This window comes from Nostoc sp., assembly GCF_036917275.1.
In the GTDB taxonomy this organism is placed as follows: Bacteria; Cyanobacteriota; Cyanobacteriia; order Cyanobacteriales; family Nostocaceae; genus Nostoc.
The window spans coordinates 104,525-119,835 of record NZ_JBALDF010000057.1; the positions used below are offsets into that span (position 1 = coordinate 104,525).

The window sequence follows — 15,311 nt, forward strand, 5'->3', positions numbered from 1 at the left end:
TGCGTTAGCGAAGCTGTCCGCAGGAATCGCAGCTGATTAAATAGCAGTTCTCAATTCCATGTAATACAGTCGGTTTGTAGGGGCACAGCATTGCTGTGCCCCTACGGTGTGTTGCTTTTGCAAGAGGTTTCATAATTTTCACAATTCAAATAGGATTTTTTTATCCTCTTATTTGTTGCCTTGAAACTGCTTAATAATATTACTAATTAAAGGTAACTGTTCCAATACCATTTTTGTCAAATCTACAAAAAATTTCTCAGAAAGGCGGTCATCTTGACGGAGTTGTAGAACGCCTATTAAGACGATAAATATTGCTGTGCCAATAATTGTTAAAGCTAGATAGTCGTTAATTGGTTGCGGCTTAAATCCAAAACCTCCAACCATTCCAGTTCAAACACCTCAGCAGGAATCTCTGTTAATTTTTTCTTGTTATTAGTACGCCAATCATTGCTTAAATCTAATTCTTTCAGCTTTTTCTCTTTCGCTTCTCGGATTTTTTCAAGATAACGTTGAGGCGTATTTGCCATACTGAGGTTCACCTGTCAACGAAAGTTATATGTAATGCCCCTGATTCGCTGGACAATCTCGCAACCACTAATATTTTGCACTAATCCTAACAAACGTCACAGGTTAGAAACCTATAGCTAATAGCGAAAGTCCTCTAAAGAGGACTAAATTCTTTTTAGACTTAGGTTTTAGTTTACTTGAGTGGCTTTGGCTATTGGTTCCTAGAACTTCGATTTCCAGGCGATCGCGGCTACTAATTAAGAATGCTGCAAGATATCAAAGCAATCTACTATCCTGTGTAACACTACACGAGTGTTAATAATTTTTACTGAATCTAAAAATAATTTATCATTACCAATAGCTTAGATTGCCTTGTAAACGAGTCTTCGATACTCGCGGACGAGTCTTTAATACTCGCGGACGAGTCTTTAATACTCGCGGACGAGTCTTTGATACTCGTGGACGAGTCTTTAATACTCGCGGACGAGTCTTTGATACTCGTGGACGAGTCTTTGATACTCGTGGACGAGTCTTTGATACTCGCGGACGAGTCTTTGATACTCGTGGACGAGTCTTTGATACTCGTGAACGAGTCTTTGATACTCGCGGACGAGTCTTTGATACTCGTGAACGAGTCTTTGATACTCGTGAACGAGTCTTTAATACTCTTTTACTTTTTTAGCCCTTGTTTACACGACTTCTCCAGCTTGAAAAATCTGTTCAGCAATTAAATTCAACTCTGGCAATGCTAGCGACTGAATGCGATCATTTCCCCGAAATTGCTTAACTTGATACTCACCTTCAATTAATTGGTAAATTGAAATAGTTGGTTGTTTAGGATTGCCAATAAACCGCCTACCACCTAAACCTAGATAGTCTACAATCCAATATTAAGAAATGCCCAAAGACTCGTAATCTTCTAGTTTCAAAGCATAATCATCACTCCAGTTGGTTGAAACAACTTCTACAACCAACTTGACGGAACTACCCCGCGTAATGATAGATTCTTTTTTCCAACGAGGTTCATTCATAACAGCTTGTCTATCAAGAACGATTACATCTGGTTCATAACCTGAATCAGTATTAACTGACTTGATGACGCATTCTTTAGGGATAAGAGATTGTTTGAAAAGTGGTTAACTGTGATTTTAATTGCGTTGTTACCCCCCTTAGTCCCCCCGATATATTGGGGGGAAACAAGAAAAATCCGGTTCCCTCACGCCACATGCTTCTCCCAAGGGGAGACGCTGTGCGAACAAGTCGGGCATTGCCCGCCCAACGCAGTGGCTCCCCAATATATCGGGGAGGGTTAGGGAGGGATAAAAAATATTTTATACATCATTATGAACTTTTCAAACATCCTCTAAGGCTTGAGTCATACTTTACCCCCTTGCTTGATGTTAAATTTGAACCCTCTCCAAACCTCTCCCCGAAACGGAGAGAGGCTTAATCAACGAACTAAGGTTAAACTTTCGCCGCAGCAACAGGTAAACTGACTTTCAACCGCTTAAACATCGCTTCCCGCGCTTGTACAGCAAGATTATCATCTAAAGGTTCTAAGGTAATTTCCTGCTGATACTTTAGCCGTAGTGCTGTTTGAATTAACCAATCGGCGACAAAAGGATTTTTTGGTAACAAAGGGCCGTGGGAATAAGTTGCGATCGCATTCTGATAAAATGCTCCTTCTGTCCCATCTTCACCATTATTTCCCAAACCATACACCACTCGCCCCAATGCTTCTACTTTCCCCAGTTTGGTACGTCCGCCGTGATTTTCAAAGCCTACCAAATATGGTGTGCTACCCGTCATCTCTTTTAAATCTCGCGCCAGGCGTGAGGCTGTGACTTCAATTACCAAGTTACCAATACAGCGCTTAGTATTTTCACCAGGATGCACGGAAACTAAATCGAGTATTCCCAAACCTTCAATCCGTTGTCCTAATCCTGGTTCATAATAGTGTCCCAGCAGTTGCGGGGAACCACAAGTAAACACTCCTGGCGTACCATTTTCGATTTTCTCGCGCATGGCGTCAGCTTTTGCGCCTTGCAAATCACGCATGACAATTTCTTGCTGACGATCTTGTGCGCCACCACCAACTATTACATCTACAGTTTTAATATCTGCGGCTGTGGCATTTTGATCCAGGGGTAATACTTTAACATCGTATCCCCGCCACTGGGCGCGACGTTCTATAGTAATTACATTACCGCGATCGCCATAGGTACTCATCAGTGTTGGATAAAGCCAACCAATTGTTAATTCCAAATTTTGATAACTCATAAATTTAGGGAATGGGGACTAGGGACTGGGGACTGGGGAATGGGGAATGGGGACTGGAGGAGATGAGGAAGCAGAGAGTAATAAAGATAGGACTTACGCAAAAATTGCCGAAAAGCTTAATTTATCGAACCGCCAAGACGAGGCAGTGCGTTGGGCGGCTCTGCCGACTTGAAGCAACTGCCGTGCCAAGAACGCCAAGAATCGTAGAGTGTGCGTAAGTCCTAAAAGAATCTCTCCTTTACTCCTTTGCACCTCTGTGTGTGTGCCTTTTCCCAATACCCAGTTCCCAATACCCAGTTCCCAATTTAAAGAATTTTCCGCCCAGTCAGGACTTCTCGCACTTCTAACATCGCTGAATAGGTAGGGAGAATGTGCAAAGTTTCATTCTCTGGTGTATGCTCTAATGCAGTTGCGATCGCCTGTCGTAAATCTTCTTCGACTATTAAATTTAAGTTACTTTCAGGGGACTTTTGGCTGTAACGTAGACGTAGTGCCATATCATAGACGCGATCGCCACTCACTACTAAAGTCCCTCCACGTTCGACTAATTTCTCGGTATCCACGTCCCAAATCCAGGATACATCAGTGCCATCGGGTGTGCGATCGTTCAATACTAGTAGTGTGGTTTTATCTGTGCTTTGAGTAACTACGCGAATGGTTTCATTCGTTCCCACGGGATTTTTTGATAACAGAATCCGCACCCGTTTACCGTTAATTACTAAATCTTCCGCTCGACCAAACGCAGCTTGGAAACTATTAATAGTATCTCTAATTGTTGCTTGATCAACTCCCAATTCAATAGCCGCAGTAGCAGCAGCTAAAGTATTATATTTGTTGTACAAACCAACAAGAATTTGCGACCATTCACTACTTTCGAGAGTTGGTTTACTTTTACTAAAACCACACTTGGGACAAGTAAAATCTCCCAAATGAGACAAATAAACACCCTTGTAATCTAGGGAATGTCCACATTTGGGACAATAGATAGAATCAACAGCGTGAGGAATAGCTTCTAAATAATGTTCTGGTTCATTCAAACCAAAGAATAACACCCGTTGAGATAACTGCTGACCGAGGTTAGATAAAGTTGGGTCATCAGCATTGGGAATTACTACCGTTTCTGGTGGTAGGGTAGAAATAACTTTTGTCCAACGCTTACTAATTGTGTCTACTTCTCCGTACCTATCGAGTTGGTCGCGGAACAAGTTTAAACAGAGAATAATTCGCGGCTGGAGTGGCGTTAATACTCTTGGGACAATATTTTCATCCACTTCTAAAATGGCGTAATCAACATTTAGTGTACCTAACAAAGTGGTGGTTTCCAACAGCGCACTTATCAAGCCATTTTCTAGATTTGCACCTGTAGAATTATGAGCGATGCGATAACCCTTGCGTTCTAATATTGTGCATAAAAGCAGTGCTGTAGTGGTTTTGCCGTTAGTACCAGCAATTAAAATCACCCCGTTTTTAACTTGCTGACTCAATAATTGTAAGAGTCGGGGTTCAATGCGACGAGCAATCGAGCCTGGTAATACACTAGCAGCACCCAGACGGAGCGATCGCACTATAAACGTCACACTTTTTGCCACTGACACCGCGAAACCCAATCGCAGCCTATCTATGAATTGAATTTTGTTTCCCACATTGGTATCCTAGTCTTCTGGCGGTTGCTAATTGAAAGTATTTAATTGCAAATTTAATATGCGTGAGTTTAGCGAATCCTGGCTGAAAAAGCCAGCCTTGACATCAAGTTAGGGGCTGCTGCCTCCAGTCAGACATTTAGCCAGAGGCTCGATGAATGCATTCCCATGCTCTGCATGGGAACGAGGGGAACGAGGGAAGAAAATCAAGATGCAGGGGATGAGGGGGGAGTGGAGAAATGAGAGATTGAAGCTTTGATGCTGAGACTTGAGGTTTTGAGGTCGAAACTTGAGGCTTTGAGGTCGAAAGTTGAGGCTTTGAGGCTGACACTTGAGCCTTTGAGGTCGGGACTTGAGGCTTTGAGGTCGAAACTTGAGCCTTTGAGGTCGAAACTTGAGCCTTTGAGGTCGGGACTTGAGGCTTTGAGGTCAAGACTTGAGCCTTTGAGGTCGAGACTTGAGCCTTTGAGGTCGAGATTTAAGCCTTTGAGGTTGGGACTTGAGGCTTTGAGGTCGAGACTTGAGGCTTTGAGGTCGAGACTTGAGGCTTTGAGGTCGAGACTTGAGGCTTTGACGCTAACACTTTAAGTTCTAACTCTTCCCGGATTCCCTACTCCCCACTTACGAGAGATAATCTCAGTAGGCGTTATCTTAAAAAATAGTGCGCGGGCATAATTACATATCCAGCCCAGTTTGCCGAATTCAGCACAAACTCACGACAAGTAGTAGCTTGCAAGGTTCCTTTTGATGAATAGCACAAAGTTTCTTTTTTTACATAAACAAATTACTGGCTGGCGAAGGTTGCTGTCCAAATGCTTGTTGTTGCTTGCAAGTCTTTTCATTATAAGTATGCAACCTGCATATGCTGGTCTCAATAATGATTTATATGATGGCAACATCTTTGTCGTTTATGCTGGCAATGGTTCATTGGTTCCTCCCAGACAGACACTTGCACAGACTTTAGCGGAACATAAACCCATATTTTTGGCCTTTTATCTGGATGACAGCAGCGATTCCAAAAGATATGCCATTTCCATTTCACGGGTACAGGAATTCTATGGTCGGGTAGCAGAAATTATGCCTATTAATGTAGATAGTATCCCACCTAAACAGACCTACGACCCTACAGAACCAGGATATTACTATTCTGGGACTGTTCCTCAAGTCTTAGTGTTTAATAAATCAGGTCAGGTAGTTTTGAATAAAAAGGGTCAAGTACCTTTTGAAGATATAGACGATGAATTTCGCAAAATATTTGATTTGTTACCACGCACAGAAACAGCAATGCTCAAGCGGCGAGCTTTCAATGAGTTCAGTAGTGAGTTAGCTAGATAACTTATGGGGTAGACCAAATTGGTCTGCCTTAACTTTTCGTGCTTATTACTACATTTCTACTGATGTAAAAGCATAATATTAGAATATCTGTGTTAACCATTTAGGAAGTTAATCTATAGTCCCGTATAAAGTGTATTCTGATGTCAAAGGTTTACACCACCCAGGAGCTAATTCAAATTTTGGCAGCCGAACGCCAAGCTTGCCTCAACGGAAAACGCCTAAAATTAGAAATTACAGTCTCTGGCAATCCTGTAATTGACCAGTTTATCAGAACTGATGGGCTGCAACAATTCACAGCCTATCAAGATTTCAAAGCTGCAATTCACGACTATCAAAAAGAAAATCAAGTTTCAGGTATTATCTGGCGGGAGGTAACAGTCAAAGATAAAAAGTTGAACTATCCCCAAGTAAATACTGAGCTAATAGCCCTCACCAGTGACTTAGAGATATTAAAAGTTGCTAAAAGTTCCATCATCGAATTTTGGCATCAAGTCTCTATGGGGATGGATTTATACTTGAGCTTCAATAATAGTAAACAATACCAACAAATTCTCACATTTGATGTAGAGAGAATTGTTCAAAGAACAGAATGGGCAAGTTTGTGCAAGTGGGAAAATTCTAACTTTTTGGAAATGATTTTGCAGTTAGGATGGGGTAAACCGGAAGAAGCCTACTATAAACGAGGAAGACCGCGATCTGGTAGTGAATATATTCATGCAGTCAATCCTGGTAATCGCCCCATTGGTTGATCAAACCTTTCCCTTTGTCATCCTTCAAGGTTGATTTTGCCCGATCAAACTGACGATCGCTGTAGCTAAATCCCCTACTTCAACGGGTTTAGGTAGGTGTTTTTGAAACCCTGCTGCCATTGCTTGGTTGTAGTTAATTTCTCCAGCATAAGCAGTCAGAGCGATCGCAGGAATTTGCCCCCCTAACTCTGGCGGTAATTTTCTCACCTCGCGCACCAACATATAACCATCCATCAAGGGCATTCCAATATCGCTTAACAGGATATCTGGCTTTGATTGGGCTAATGTTTCCAGCGCTTGGGCGGCTGATTCAACTGCTGTTACAGTTGCTCCATATTGTTCTAGCGCAAAGCTAAAAAACTCTCGCACATCAGCTTGATCGTCCACCAGCAGGATTTGCACTCCAGCAAGTAATGTGTCCTCAGTACTGAGTTCTGGTTGAGAAGCCTCAGCCCTGCTGACTCGCAACTCAGAATTTTTGAGTAAAGGTAGTTTGACTGTAAAGGTAGCCCCTTGTCCTTCTCCCAGACTTTCTGCCTGAACTGTACCACCGTGAAGTTCTACTATATGACGCACAATTGCCAGTCCCAATCCTAGTCCGCCAAATATCCTGGTTGTCTTGGCATCTGCTTGTCGGAAATAGTCAAATACGTAAGGCAAAAATTCTCCGATGATTCCCTTACCTGTATCAATCACCTGAATTTGAGCATCTGACCCAACTTGCTCTAAACGCACTTCTACTCGTCCTTCTGTGGGTGTGAATTTAACGGCATTGGAGAGGAGATTCCACATAACTTGTTGTAAGCGATCGCCATCGCCTAGAACTTTGCCGATATCATTACTCAACACTGTTTGAATTTCAATTGACTTGGCTTCTGCTGCTAAACGCACCGTTTCTAGTGCAGCTGCGATCGGCACTCTCAAATCCACTGCATAGAGATTTAGGTTTACTTTACCTTGTAAAATCCGCGAAACATCAAGTAAATCTCCAATTAATTGGGTTTGTAACTGGGCATTGCGCTCGATTGTTTCTAATGCCCGAATTGTACTGGCTTCGTCAAACTTGCGGGTTCTGAGTAACTTTGCCCATCCTAAAATAGGATTCAAAGGAGTTCTGAGTTCATGGGAAAGGACAGCGAGGAATTCATCCTTAATTCGGTTGGCTGTCTCGGCTTGTGCCCTTGCAGTCTTTTCAGCTTCGTAAAGTTGAGCGCGAGCGATCGCTTGGCCACACTGCTGGCCCAATGTCAACATAAATCCCCGGTCTTCTTCGTTAAATATTTGTGCAGTGGCAAAGCTTAATCCCAGTGCCCCAATTACTTTGCCTTCTGCTATCAAGGGAATGGAAGCACAGGCATTATTCCCTGTGAGAGCCACAGCATCTGCTAAGTTCGGATATTTAGCATTCATGACTGCTAAATTTTCTAAAAAAATAGGCTGCTTAGTTCTGACTGTTTCTGCTATTTGGTTAGGTGCAGTGAGCGGAAAATTTGTCCAGGTATCTATGAGTGATTGCAGATAACCAATTGCTTGGACAACTTTTAAGGTAGTACCTCCCTCATTAAGTAAGACAACAGAACCAGCAGTGGCTTCCAAGGCGGCAATCCCTTGATTCACCACTACATCAGCCACCTGCTGCGGAGTTAGCGCTTCCGAGAGGGCAGCAGTTATTCTTTGTAAAAGTAGCGTGCGATTGACAGACCGTTCAGCTGCCTGTTTTGCTTGTTGAGCTTCCTGGTAGAGTCTGGCGTTGTCGATGGCTGTCGCCGCCCGACGAGCAATATCATCGGCTATTGCCAAATCTGTCTGTTTGTAGTGCCGACCTGATTCGGCTGTAAAAAAAGAGATTGCTCCAAATAATTGCCCACGGGAACGAACTGGAATCACCATTAGAGAATGAATACCCAGACTTCGCAGCAATTGCAGATGTTGATCATCTTGAGCCATCTGGACAAGATGAGACTCAGATAATTCGGGATAAAAAACAGATATTCCCAGTCCTAGCTGCTGCACAAGCTGTTTTGCTCTGGTTTGGGATGGGTAACGCCGTTGGATTTCGTTTAAAGTATTTTGTTTTGTGGGATCAGCAATTGCGATCGCAATTTGTTCACTTGACCAATCTTCCTGGAAAACATCTACAATACACCAGTCAGCTAGGGTAGGAACTGCTAGATTAGCCACACTTTCCAAGGTGATTTCATAATCCAATGAGGCGGCTAGTAAGGTGCTGGCTTCAACTAAAAAGTTTTGTGTAATTTCAACTCGTTTGCGTTTACTAATATCTTCAATAATGCCTAATGCATACTTTGGAAGTCGATTAACATCCCAAACTGCTGATGAAGTTAGGTTTACCCAAACAATGGAACCATCTTTGCGGATATAGCGCTTCTCTAAGGAATAATCACTAATTTCTTGTGCCAAAACTCGCCGAGCATTCTCCGAATCAACTTCTAAGTCCTCAGGGTGGGTAATTTCCTGAAAGTTCATTTGAATTAACTCTTCATGGCTATACCCAGTAATTTCGCACAGAGCAGAATTAATTTGCAGAAATCGTCCATCCAATGCTGTTAGAGAAATGCCCACAGCTGCCTGGTTAAACATTGCCCGGAACCTTTCTTCGCTTTCCCGCAAAGCAACTTCTGTTTGCTTTGCTGCTGTCACTTCTGCCAGAATAATTCCAATTCCTACCGTTTGGCCCATTGTGTTGTTGACTGGGTAATAGTTGCCCAGCCAGTAGGCGTAACGTTTGGGTTGCCCCCTTGTCTCACCGCTAATTTCTACATTCAGCAGAGGTTTTCCACTATCCAACACCTGCTGTAAGAGTGGCTCCAACTCAGCCGCCATCTTTGGCAACACTTCCCCAAATTTGCGTCCTAAATGTTCTTCTATGGTCAAACCGTTAATCTCAGCAAAAACTTGATTGATTCGGATATATCGTAATTCCCGATCCAAAAAGCATACTGCAACAGGAGCAGCTCCTAAGAGCGCATCTAGAAGAGATAGAGATTCGGCATAGTGGACTAAAGCCTGGTGGATATCTCGATAAAGTCGCGCATTTTCCACTGCTAAGGCAGCACGATGGGTAATATCTGTTGCTAAAGTTAAATCAGAGCGATCGTAGCAACGGTCTGATTGAGCAATGACAAAGCTGATGCAGCCCAAGACTCGCCCTTGTGCGATTAATGGCACAATCATCACAGACTTCATCCCCAATTGCCGAACAAGTTCTAAGTGTTCCTGATTTTGAGTAGTTGCCACTAATAGCGAGTCAGATACCTCTGAGATTAATTCGCTTTGCCCGGTTTGCAGTACTCTAGTAATTGCACTTGCAACCTGATAATTTGTCACATACTCCTGAAGTTTATGCGCCAACTCCGATTTAGATGGGTCTGCATAAGCAATAGGTAGGCGGCGAATGGAACCATCTTCATTTAAAATGTCAACGCTACACCAATCAGCTAGGTGGGGAACTGAAATTTTGGCAATCTGTTGTAATGTTTGTTCATAATCTAGCGAAGTAGAGAGTACACTACTAATTTCGCCGATATAGCGGAGTGTTTCCTCAGCCTGCTTGCGCTCTGTAGTATCGAGAATAAAAAAAGCTCCTCGATCTATAGTCCCTTTAAAATGGCTAGCACCGATCAAAATCGGGAAGCGTGAGCCGTCTTTACGGATATATTCCTTTTCATAGGGTGTGCAAAAGGGGTTGTCTTGAAATTGAGTCAGTGCTTGCTTATCGAGTGGCACGTACTCTGTAGGAGTCAAGTCTTGCCAGCGAAGTGTTCCGGCAAGTAATTCTTTACGGGTATAACCCACCATATTCAGCAAGGCATCGTTCGCTTCTGTAATCCTACCGTCTCTATCCCAGAAGCCAATACCAATCATATTTGACTCAACTACGCTGCGAAACTTCGCTTCACTTTCTTGCAGTGCTTGCTCAGTTTGTTTGAGTTGAGTAATATCAATTGAACTAATGCCTACTCCCAACAACTGCCCATCGGGCAAACACACTGGATAGTAGCTGATAAGAGCATAACGATACACCCCAGGCGGATAATCACCGCTCATTTCCTGGTTAAGCAAGGATTGCCTAGTTTTCATTACTTGTTCAAAAACAGGCTCAATTTGCGCTGCCCATTTTGGTAGTACTTCCCTAAAGGTACGACCAATATGTTGACTTTGTGGTACACCGTTAATGGCGGCTAGCGCTTCATTAGCATGAACATAGCGAAGTTCAGTATCGAGAAAAGCCAGCCCCACTGGTGAACTAGTAACCCAAGCATTAAGCAACGCCAGAGATTCGTCTTTTTGCCCAATAGCTTGCTGAAGTTCTTGATGCAACCTGGCGGTTTCTAATTCTGCCTGTTTGCGCCCAGTAATATTCACACCTGCACAGGTAATACCCTGAATGCTATTGTCTGCATCCCTTAGCGGTTCAACCAGCAAATCATAGTAACGATCTTCTCCACCAATTGTCAGATAAACATCTTCACGGGTTGCAACACCAGTCTCTAGTACCTTCAGCTTAATTGCCCTCAATTTCTCTGCTACTACTGGAAATAATTCATCATCAGACTTTCCTAACATTTCCTCAGTAGTGTCTAAACCTTGAGGATTATGAATCCACTGGTATCGCAAATCGCGATCCTGTTGAAAGACTACGATATCTGAACTGCTTAACGCTAATCGAAATCGCTCCTCATTAACTTTCAGCTTTTGGAGATTTCCATCAGCCAATTTTTTAGCAGTCTTTAATACCTCACATAAGATGCTAAAGAGTAATCCTTGTAATCCAAAGAATACAATTCGCACCAAATTGGATAAGTCCAAACTCAATTCATAAACTGGAGGGAGAAAGAAGTAATCGCTCAGTAACGCAGACAAGGAAGTTGCTAACAGCCCTGACTTAAAACCACCATACCAAGCACTCACCATTACAGCGCTAAAAAACAGCAAGAAAGGAGTTCCACTCATGCTGAACCAAGGGTCTAGTATCAACATTGGCACTAATGTAAGTGCGACAATCAATACAACAATGCCATAACGCAGTAACTGGGAATAATGAATATGGGGCATGAAAATGTCTTGGTTTAACCAATACTTATTGCAGCGGCTGTACATACCCTAAGCTAGTTTGTATATTTTAGTAATTATCCACAGATAGATTTTTCTTTAGTTTTAATAACCTCTTTTGTTAGAAGCTAATTCTTCAAGAATATAGTATTAAAAGTCAAAAATTATCGTTAATTATATATAGCAATCCTGTTTGATTTATAAAAATTCAAAGCTATAGAATCCCTAACTTCTCAAATAAGTCAGAGATGCTGTTTAAGATTGCTATAAGTAAGTGGGCGTGAATAATTAAATTGGAGTCGCTTTCTACGTTCCGATTTAATTAATTTTATATTGCGTAATATAGTTTGGTTTATTTCTACCCACTTACTTAGAAGCTCACGAGTCAAGAGATATCCTTCAGCACTGCTACCAATTTGTCAATATGTGCTGCTTCATGAGTTGCCATTAAAGATATTCTGATCCGACTTGTGGGCACTGTGGGAGGACGAATTGCTGGAGCAAAAATGCCAGCATCTCTTAGCTGTTTTCCAGCTTTGAGAGCATCTGTCGCACTGGGCAATTGAAAACATAATATAGGTGATTCTGAAGGCAGTAATTTTAGATTAGGTAATTGTTGCAGCAAATTTTTCAAGGAATGCACATTTTGCCACAATTGGGCACGGCGTTGCGGTTCTTGTTGCACTATCTTGATTGCTGCTAAGGCCGCAGCTGTATCAGCAGGTGAAAGCCCAGTGGTGTAAATCCAAGTGGGTGCGCGGTTTTGCAAGAAGTCAATTAGGGCGCTACTTCCCGCCACATACCCGCCTAAACTACCCAAAGCTTTACTCAAAGTACCAACTTGAATTAACTGCTTTCCTGTACACCCAAAATATTCGACACACCCAGCGCCAGTTTTTCCTAGTACCCCAGTGGCATGAGCTTCATCAACTAGCAGCATACAGCTAAACTCATTAGCTAAATCTAATAATGCTGGCAACGGGCATAAATCGCCATCCATGCTGAAGACAGTATCAGTAAGAATCAAACAGCGTCGGTAATTTTGCCGTTGTTGACTCAACTGGATTTTTAGTACTGCAAGATCACAGTGCGGATATTCCACAACTGCTGCACCGCTAAGAATCGCCCCATTTTTCAGACTGGAATGATTGTACTGGTCAGATAAAATTAAATCACGCTTGCCAACAAGGGCGGTAATTGTACCCAAATTGGCTAGATACCCTGAACTAAATACCAAGGCATCTTCTGTTTGTTTGGTAGATGCGATCGCCTCCTCTAATTCCCTATGTAATTGTCGATGCCCACTGAGTAATCTAGAACCAGTACTACCAGTTCCAAATTCTGCGATCGCAGCAGTTGCAGCTGCCATTAACCGCTCATCCCCAGCCAATCCCAAATAGTCATTACTGGCAAAATTAATTACCTTTTGGCCAGCTAGAACCACCGTTGCACTTGGATGACCGTGGATTGTTTGTACTGAACGATACCAGTCAGCCCGATGAATTGTTGCTAAGGAATGTTCTAGCCAGGCATAAGGGTCAGTAGGCATTGGGCATTGGGGAAGAATAACTAATAACTAATGACAATTAAACTTGTTCGCTACTGAGATGAGCGATCGCTTGTTTAATCCAATCTTCTACATAGGCGTCTTTGGGTAGTCCGATATCTTCACTCACCACATGCAGGGCGTTACTGACCTCATGGGCAGTATATCCCAAGGCGAAGAGGGTCATTTGCACCTCTTCGAGAATTCCGGGTGCTGGGCCACCTGTGGCGACGAAGAACCCGGCTGATTTGCGCCACTCGACTAACTTGCTTTTCAGTTCCAAACAGATGCGTTCGGCGATTTTTTTACCAACACCGGGAGCCTGAATTAAGATTTGTGTATTGCCAGCGATAATTGCTTGGACTAAATCTGGTAGTTCCAGAGTGTCCAACAGGGCGATCGCTAAGGCTGCACCAATACCGGTGACAGTCAGCAAGTGGCGAAATAAATCGCGTTCGGATGGCGAAGCAAAGCCATATAAAAAGGGCACTTCTTCGCGAATTTGGAAATGGGTAAAAATTTGCGTCACTCCTCCCGACTCTGGTAACTGGTTTGCTAGCCGTTGAGGAACTTGCAAATCATACCCCAAGCCATTAACTTCCAGAGTCAGAATCACGCGATTAGCGCCAATTGTTTGGATACCAGCGACTATACCTTTTAGATAACTAATCATTACAAGAGACCAAAATAATTTAAGCCTTCAATAATTCCACCTGCACAAAAACATGAAGCCAGGTAGCGGTAGTCAGAGGGATACTCATTGTGCCATTGGAGTAGCTCTTTGCGGGCATTCCCCACAATGATGCCTCGTTCGTTGCCTACAGCAAATAAAGCAATATCATTACCTGAATCACCACAGACAACTGTTTGTTCTGCTGCAAATTTCCACTTTTGGCGTAAAAACTGCATTGCCTGACCTTTATCGCTGCTATGGGGTACAATGTCAAGGTCTATTCCGCTACTGTAGATTAACTTTACATTTAATTTATTTTTCTGCAACTCCGCCTCAAGTTGTGGTATCACACTTACAGATGCCTCTTGTTGTAAGAAAAAACTCACTTTAAAGGGACGCTGTTCTGAATCTGGTTGCTGAATTAACTCAGGATATTTTCTAGTAATAAATAATACTGTTTCCCGTTGCCATCCTGGAGATAGCATTTCTGACCAACCTGAGTCTGGAGTATCAGTACCATCAAGGTAGATTTCTGTACCCACAGAAAGAACAAGGGCATCGGGTTGCAAAAGATTTTTTTGAGCTTGGAGTTCTTTGTAAAGTACAGGCGATCGCCCAGTAGCATAAACAATTTTCGTGCCGTATTCTTGGCGATGTCTCTTGAGCAGTTGATTTAGTTCTGGTAAAGCGCTGTCATCGCCCACGGTGCGATACACGAGGGTGTCATCCAAGTCAGTTACAAAAAGAAATTTAGCCATAACCACCTCTTATGCTTCGCTTTACCATCAAAAAGTTTATGTCCTTTTTGCACTTATTTAGCAACGCCCCACAACCGCCCATCAATTGATCTGCTCAGTCCTGACGCTGTAATGCGTCTTAACCACCTCTACCGCCTGCTTTCGTGATCAACACCTCTGGACAACATCCGACTCCAACCAATTCTCCCTCATCCATTCCGTCTCTTGAGAGTGGCGATCGCCTGACTCGCCCAGAATTTGAGCGCCGCTACAATGCCATGCCTAACCTCAATAGGACTTACGCACACTTTACGAATTCTCGGCGCTCTTGGCACGGCAGTTGCTTCAAGTCGGCAGAGCCGCAAGGGCGCACTGCCTCGTCTTGGCGGTTCGATAAATTAAGCGAAGTTGGCAATTTTTGCGTAAGTCCTACTCAAGAAAGCCGAATTGATTGAAGGAGTTGTTTACGTGGCATCACCTTTGCGTTTTGAACCCCACGCCGAAACGCATGGTAATTTGATGATTTGGCTGGGAAATTATAAAGTAGCTACGCCTGGTGTCAGATTAGGCGATAATCCAACTGTGCGGCTGGATTTAGATAACGAACCCCAGCCTGATGCCATTTTATTAATTTATGCAGCCTGTGGCGGATTGTCTTGATTCGTAGGTTGGGTTGTGTTATTTCGGCGAACCCATTTGTTATTTCGGCGAACCCATTTGTTATTTCGGCGAACCCATTTGTTATTTCGGCGAACCCATTTGTTATTTCGG

At 43.0% G+C, this 15,311-nt stretch carries 13 protein-coding genes and 2 pseudogenes; 6 read left to right on the forward strand and 9 right to left on the reverse strand.

Annotated features, from left to right (window positions below; all coding sequences use genetic code 11):
- Positions 1 to 168: 168 nt before the first annotated feature.
- Positions 169 to 384, reverse strand: coding sequence for a hypothetical protein (locus V7K35_RS22315; RefSeq protein WP_335081701.1), 216 nt, complete (start codon positions 382 to 384; stop codon positions 169 to 171).
- A complete protein-coding gene (locus V7K35_RS22320; protein WP_335081703.1) occupies positions 336 to 527 on the reverse strand; it encodes a hypothetical protein in 192 nt (63 codons plus the stop codon). The genes V7K35_RS22315 and V7K35_RS22320 overlap by 49 nt, the downstream gene beginning before the upstream one ends.
- Before the next feature lie 438 nt (positions 528 to 965).
- Here V7K35_RS22320 and V7K35_RS22325 point away from each other — a divergent pair, with 438 nt between their 5' ends.
- On the forward strand, positions 966 to 1,238 hold the full coding sequence (locus V7K35_RS22325) for a hypothetical protein (protein ID WP_335081705.1): 273 nt from the start codon (positions 966 to 968) through the stop codon (positions 1,236 to 1,238).
- Here the strand turns inward: V7K35_RS22325 and V7K35_RS22330 are convergent.
- Both V7K35_RS22330 and V7K35_RS22335 read right to left on the reverse strand, forming a co-directional pair.
- Positions 1,197 to 1,622: pseudogene (locus V7K35_RS22330) on the reverse strand (Uma2 family endonuclease); the annotation flags it as partial. The gene V7K35_RS22325 and the pseudogene V7K35_RS22330 sit on opposite strands and share 42 nt — an antisense overlap.
- A 349-nt stretch (positions 1,623 to 1,971) precedes the next feature.
- Complete coding sequence (locus tag V7K35_RS22335; protein ID WP_335081707.1) at positions 1,972 to 2,787, reverse strand: type 1 glutamine amidotransferase; 816 nt, start codon at positions 2,785 to 2,787, stop codon at positions 1,972 to 1,974.
- Positions 2,788 to 2,833: 46 nt separating this feature from the next.
- Here V7K35_RS22335 and V7K35_RS22340 point away from each other — a divergent pair, with 46 nt between their 5' ends.
- Complete coding sequence (locus V7K35_RS22340) at positions 2,834 to 2,959, forward strand: hypothetical protein (RefSeq protein WP_335081709.1); 126 nt, start codon at positions 2,834 to 2,836, stop codon at positions 2,957 to 2,959.
- Positions 2,960 to 3,092: 133 nt separating this feature from the next.
- Here the strand turns inward: V7K35_RS22340 and V7K35_RS22345 are convergent, their stop codons facing one another.
- Complete coding sequence (locus V7K35_RS22345; protein ID WP_335081711.1) at positions 3,093 to 4,430, reverse strand: Mur ligase family protein; 1,338 nt, start codon at positions 4,428 to 4,430, stop codon at positions 3,093 to 3,095.
- A gap of 744 nt (positions 4,431 to 5,174) precedes the next feature.
- Between V7K35_RS22345 and V7K35_RS22350 the strand changes: the two genes are divergently transcribed.
- Positions 5,175 to 5,762 (forward strand): thylakoid membrane photosystem I accumulation factor, encoded by a 588-nt coding sequence (locus tag V7K35_RS22350; protein ID WP_335081713.1) that lies wholly within the window; start codon positions 5,175 to 5,177, stop codon positions 5,760 to 5,762.
- A gap of 140 nt (positions 5,763 to 5,902) precedes the next feature.
- Positions 5,903 to 6,511: a hypothetical protein gene (locus V7K35_RS22355; protein ID WP_335081715.1), complete on the forward strand. Its 609-nt coding sequence runs from the start codon at positions 5,903 to 5,905 to the stop codon at positions 6,509 to 6,511.
- Positions 6,512 to 6,535: 24 nt separating this feature from the next.
- On the opposite strand, the gene V7K35_RS22360 is transcribed toward V7K35_RS22355, so the two are convergent.
- The 4 genes from V7K35_RS22360 to V7K35_RS22375 form a co-directional block, all read right to left on the reverse strand.
- Positions 6,536 to 11,587 carry a PAS domain S-box protein gene (locus V7K35_RS22360; protein ID WP_335081717.1) on the reverse strand — a complete coding sequence of 1,684 codons (5,052 nt, stop codon included), beginning with the start codon at positions 11,585 to 11,587 and terminating at the stop codon, positions 6,536 to 6,538.
- Between the two features lie 382 nt (positions 11,588 to 11,969).
- Positions 11,970 to 13,133, reverse strand: coding sequence for an 8-amino-7-oxononanoate synthase (bioF, locus tag V7K35_RS22365; protein ID WP_335081719.1), 1,164 nt, complete (start codon positions 13,131 to 13,133; stop codon positions 11,970 to 11,972).
- A 37-nt stretch (positions 13,134 to 13,170) separates the two neighbouring features.
- Entirely contained in the window at positions 13,171 to 13,803 is a 633-nt protein-coding gene (gene ruvA / locus V7K35_RS22370) for a Holliday junction branch migration protein RuvA (RefSeq protein WP_334975071.1), read from the reverse strand.
- Positions 13,803 to 14,561, reverse strand: a complete 759-nt coding sequence (locus V7K35_RS22375) for a sucrose-phosphate phosphatase (RefSeq protein ID WP_335081721.1) — start codon at positions 14,559 to 14,561, stop codon at positions 13,803 to 13,805. Before V7K35_RS22375 ends, ruvA begins: the two co-directional genes overlap by 1 nt.
- A gap of 143 nt (positions 14,562 to 14,704) precedes the next feature.
- Here V7K35_RS22375 and V7K35_RS29785 point away from each other — a divergent pair, with 143 nt between their 5' ends.
- A complete protein-coding gene (locus V7K35_RS29785; protein WP_442939754.1) occupies positions 14,705 to 14,995 on the forward strand; it encodes a hypothetical protein in 291 nt (96 codons plus the stop codon).
- A pseudogene (locus V7K35_RS22385) lies at positions 14,973 to 15,191 on the forward strand (Uma2 family endonuclease); the annotation flags it as partial. The gene V7K35_RS29785 and the pseudogene V7K35_RS22385, both read left to right, overlap by 23 nt.
- Positions 15,192 to 15,311 lie beyond the last annotated feature (120 nt).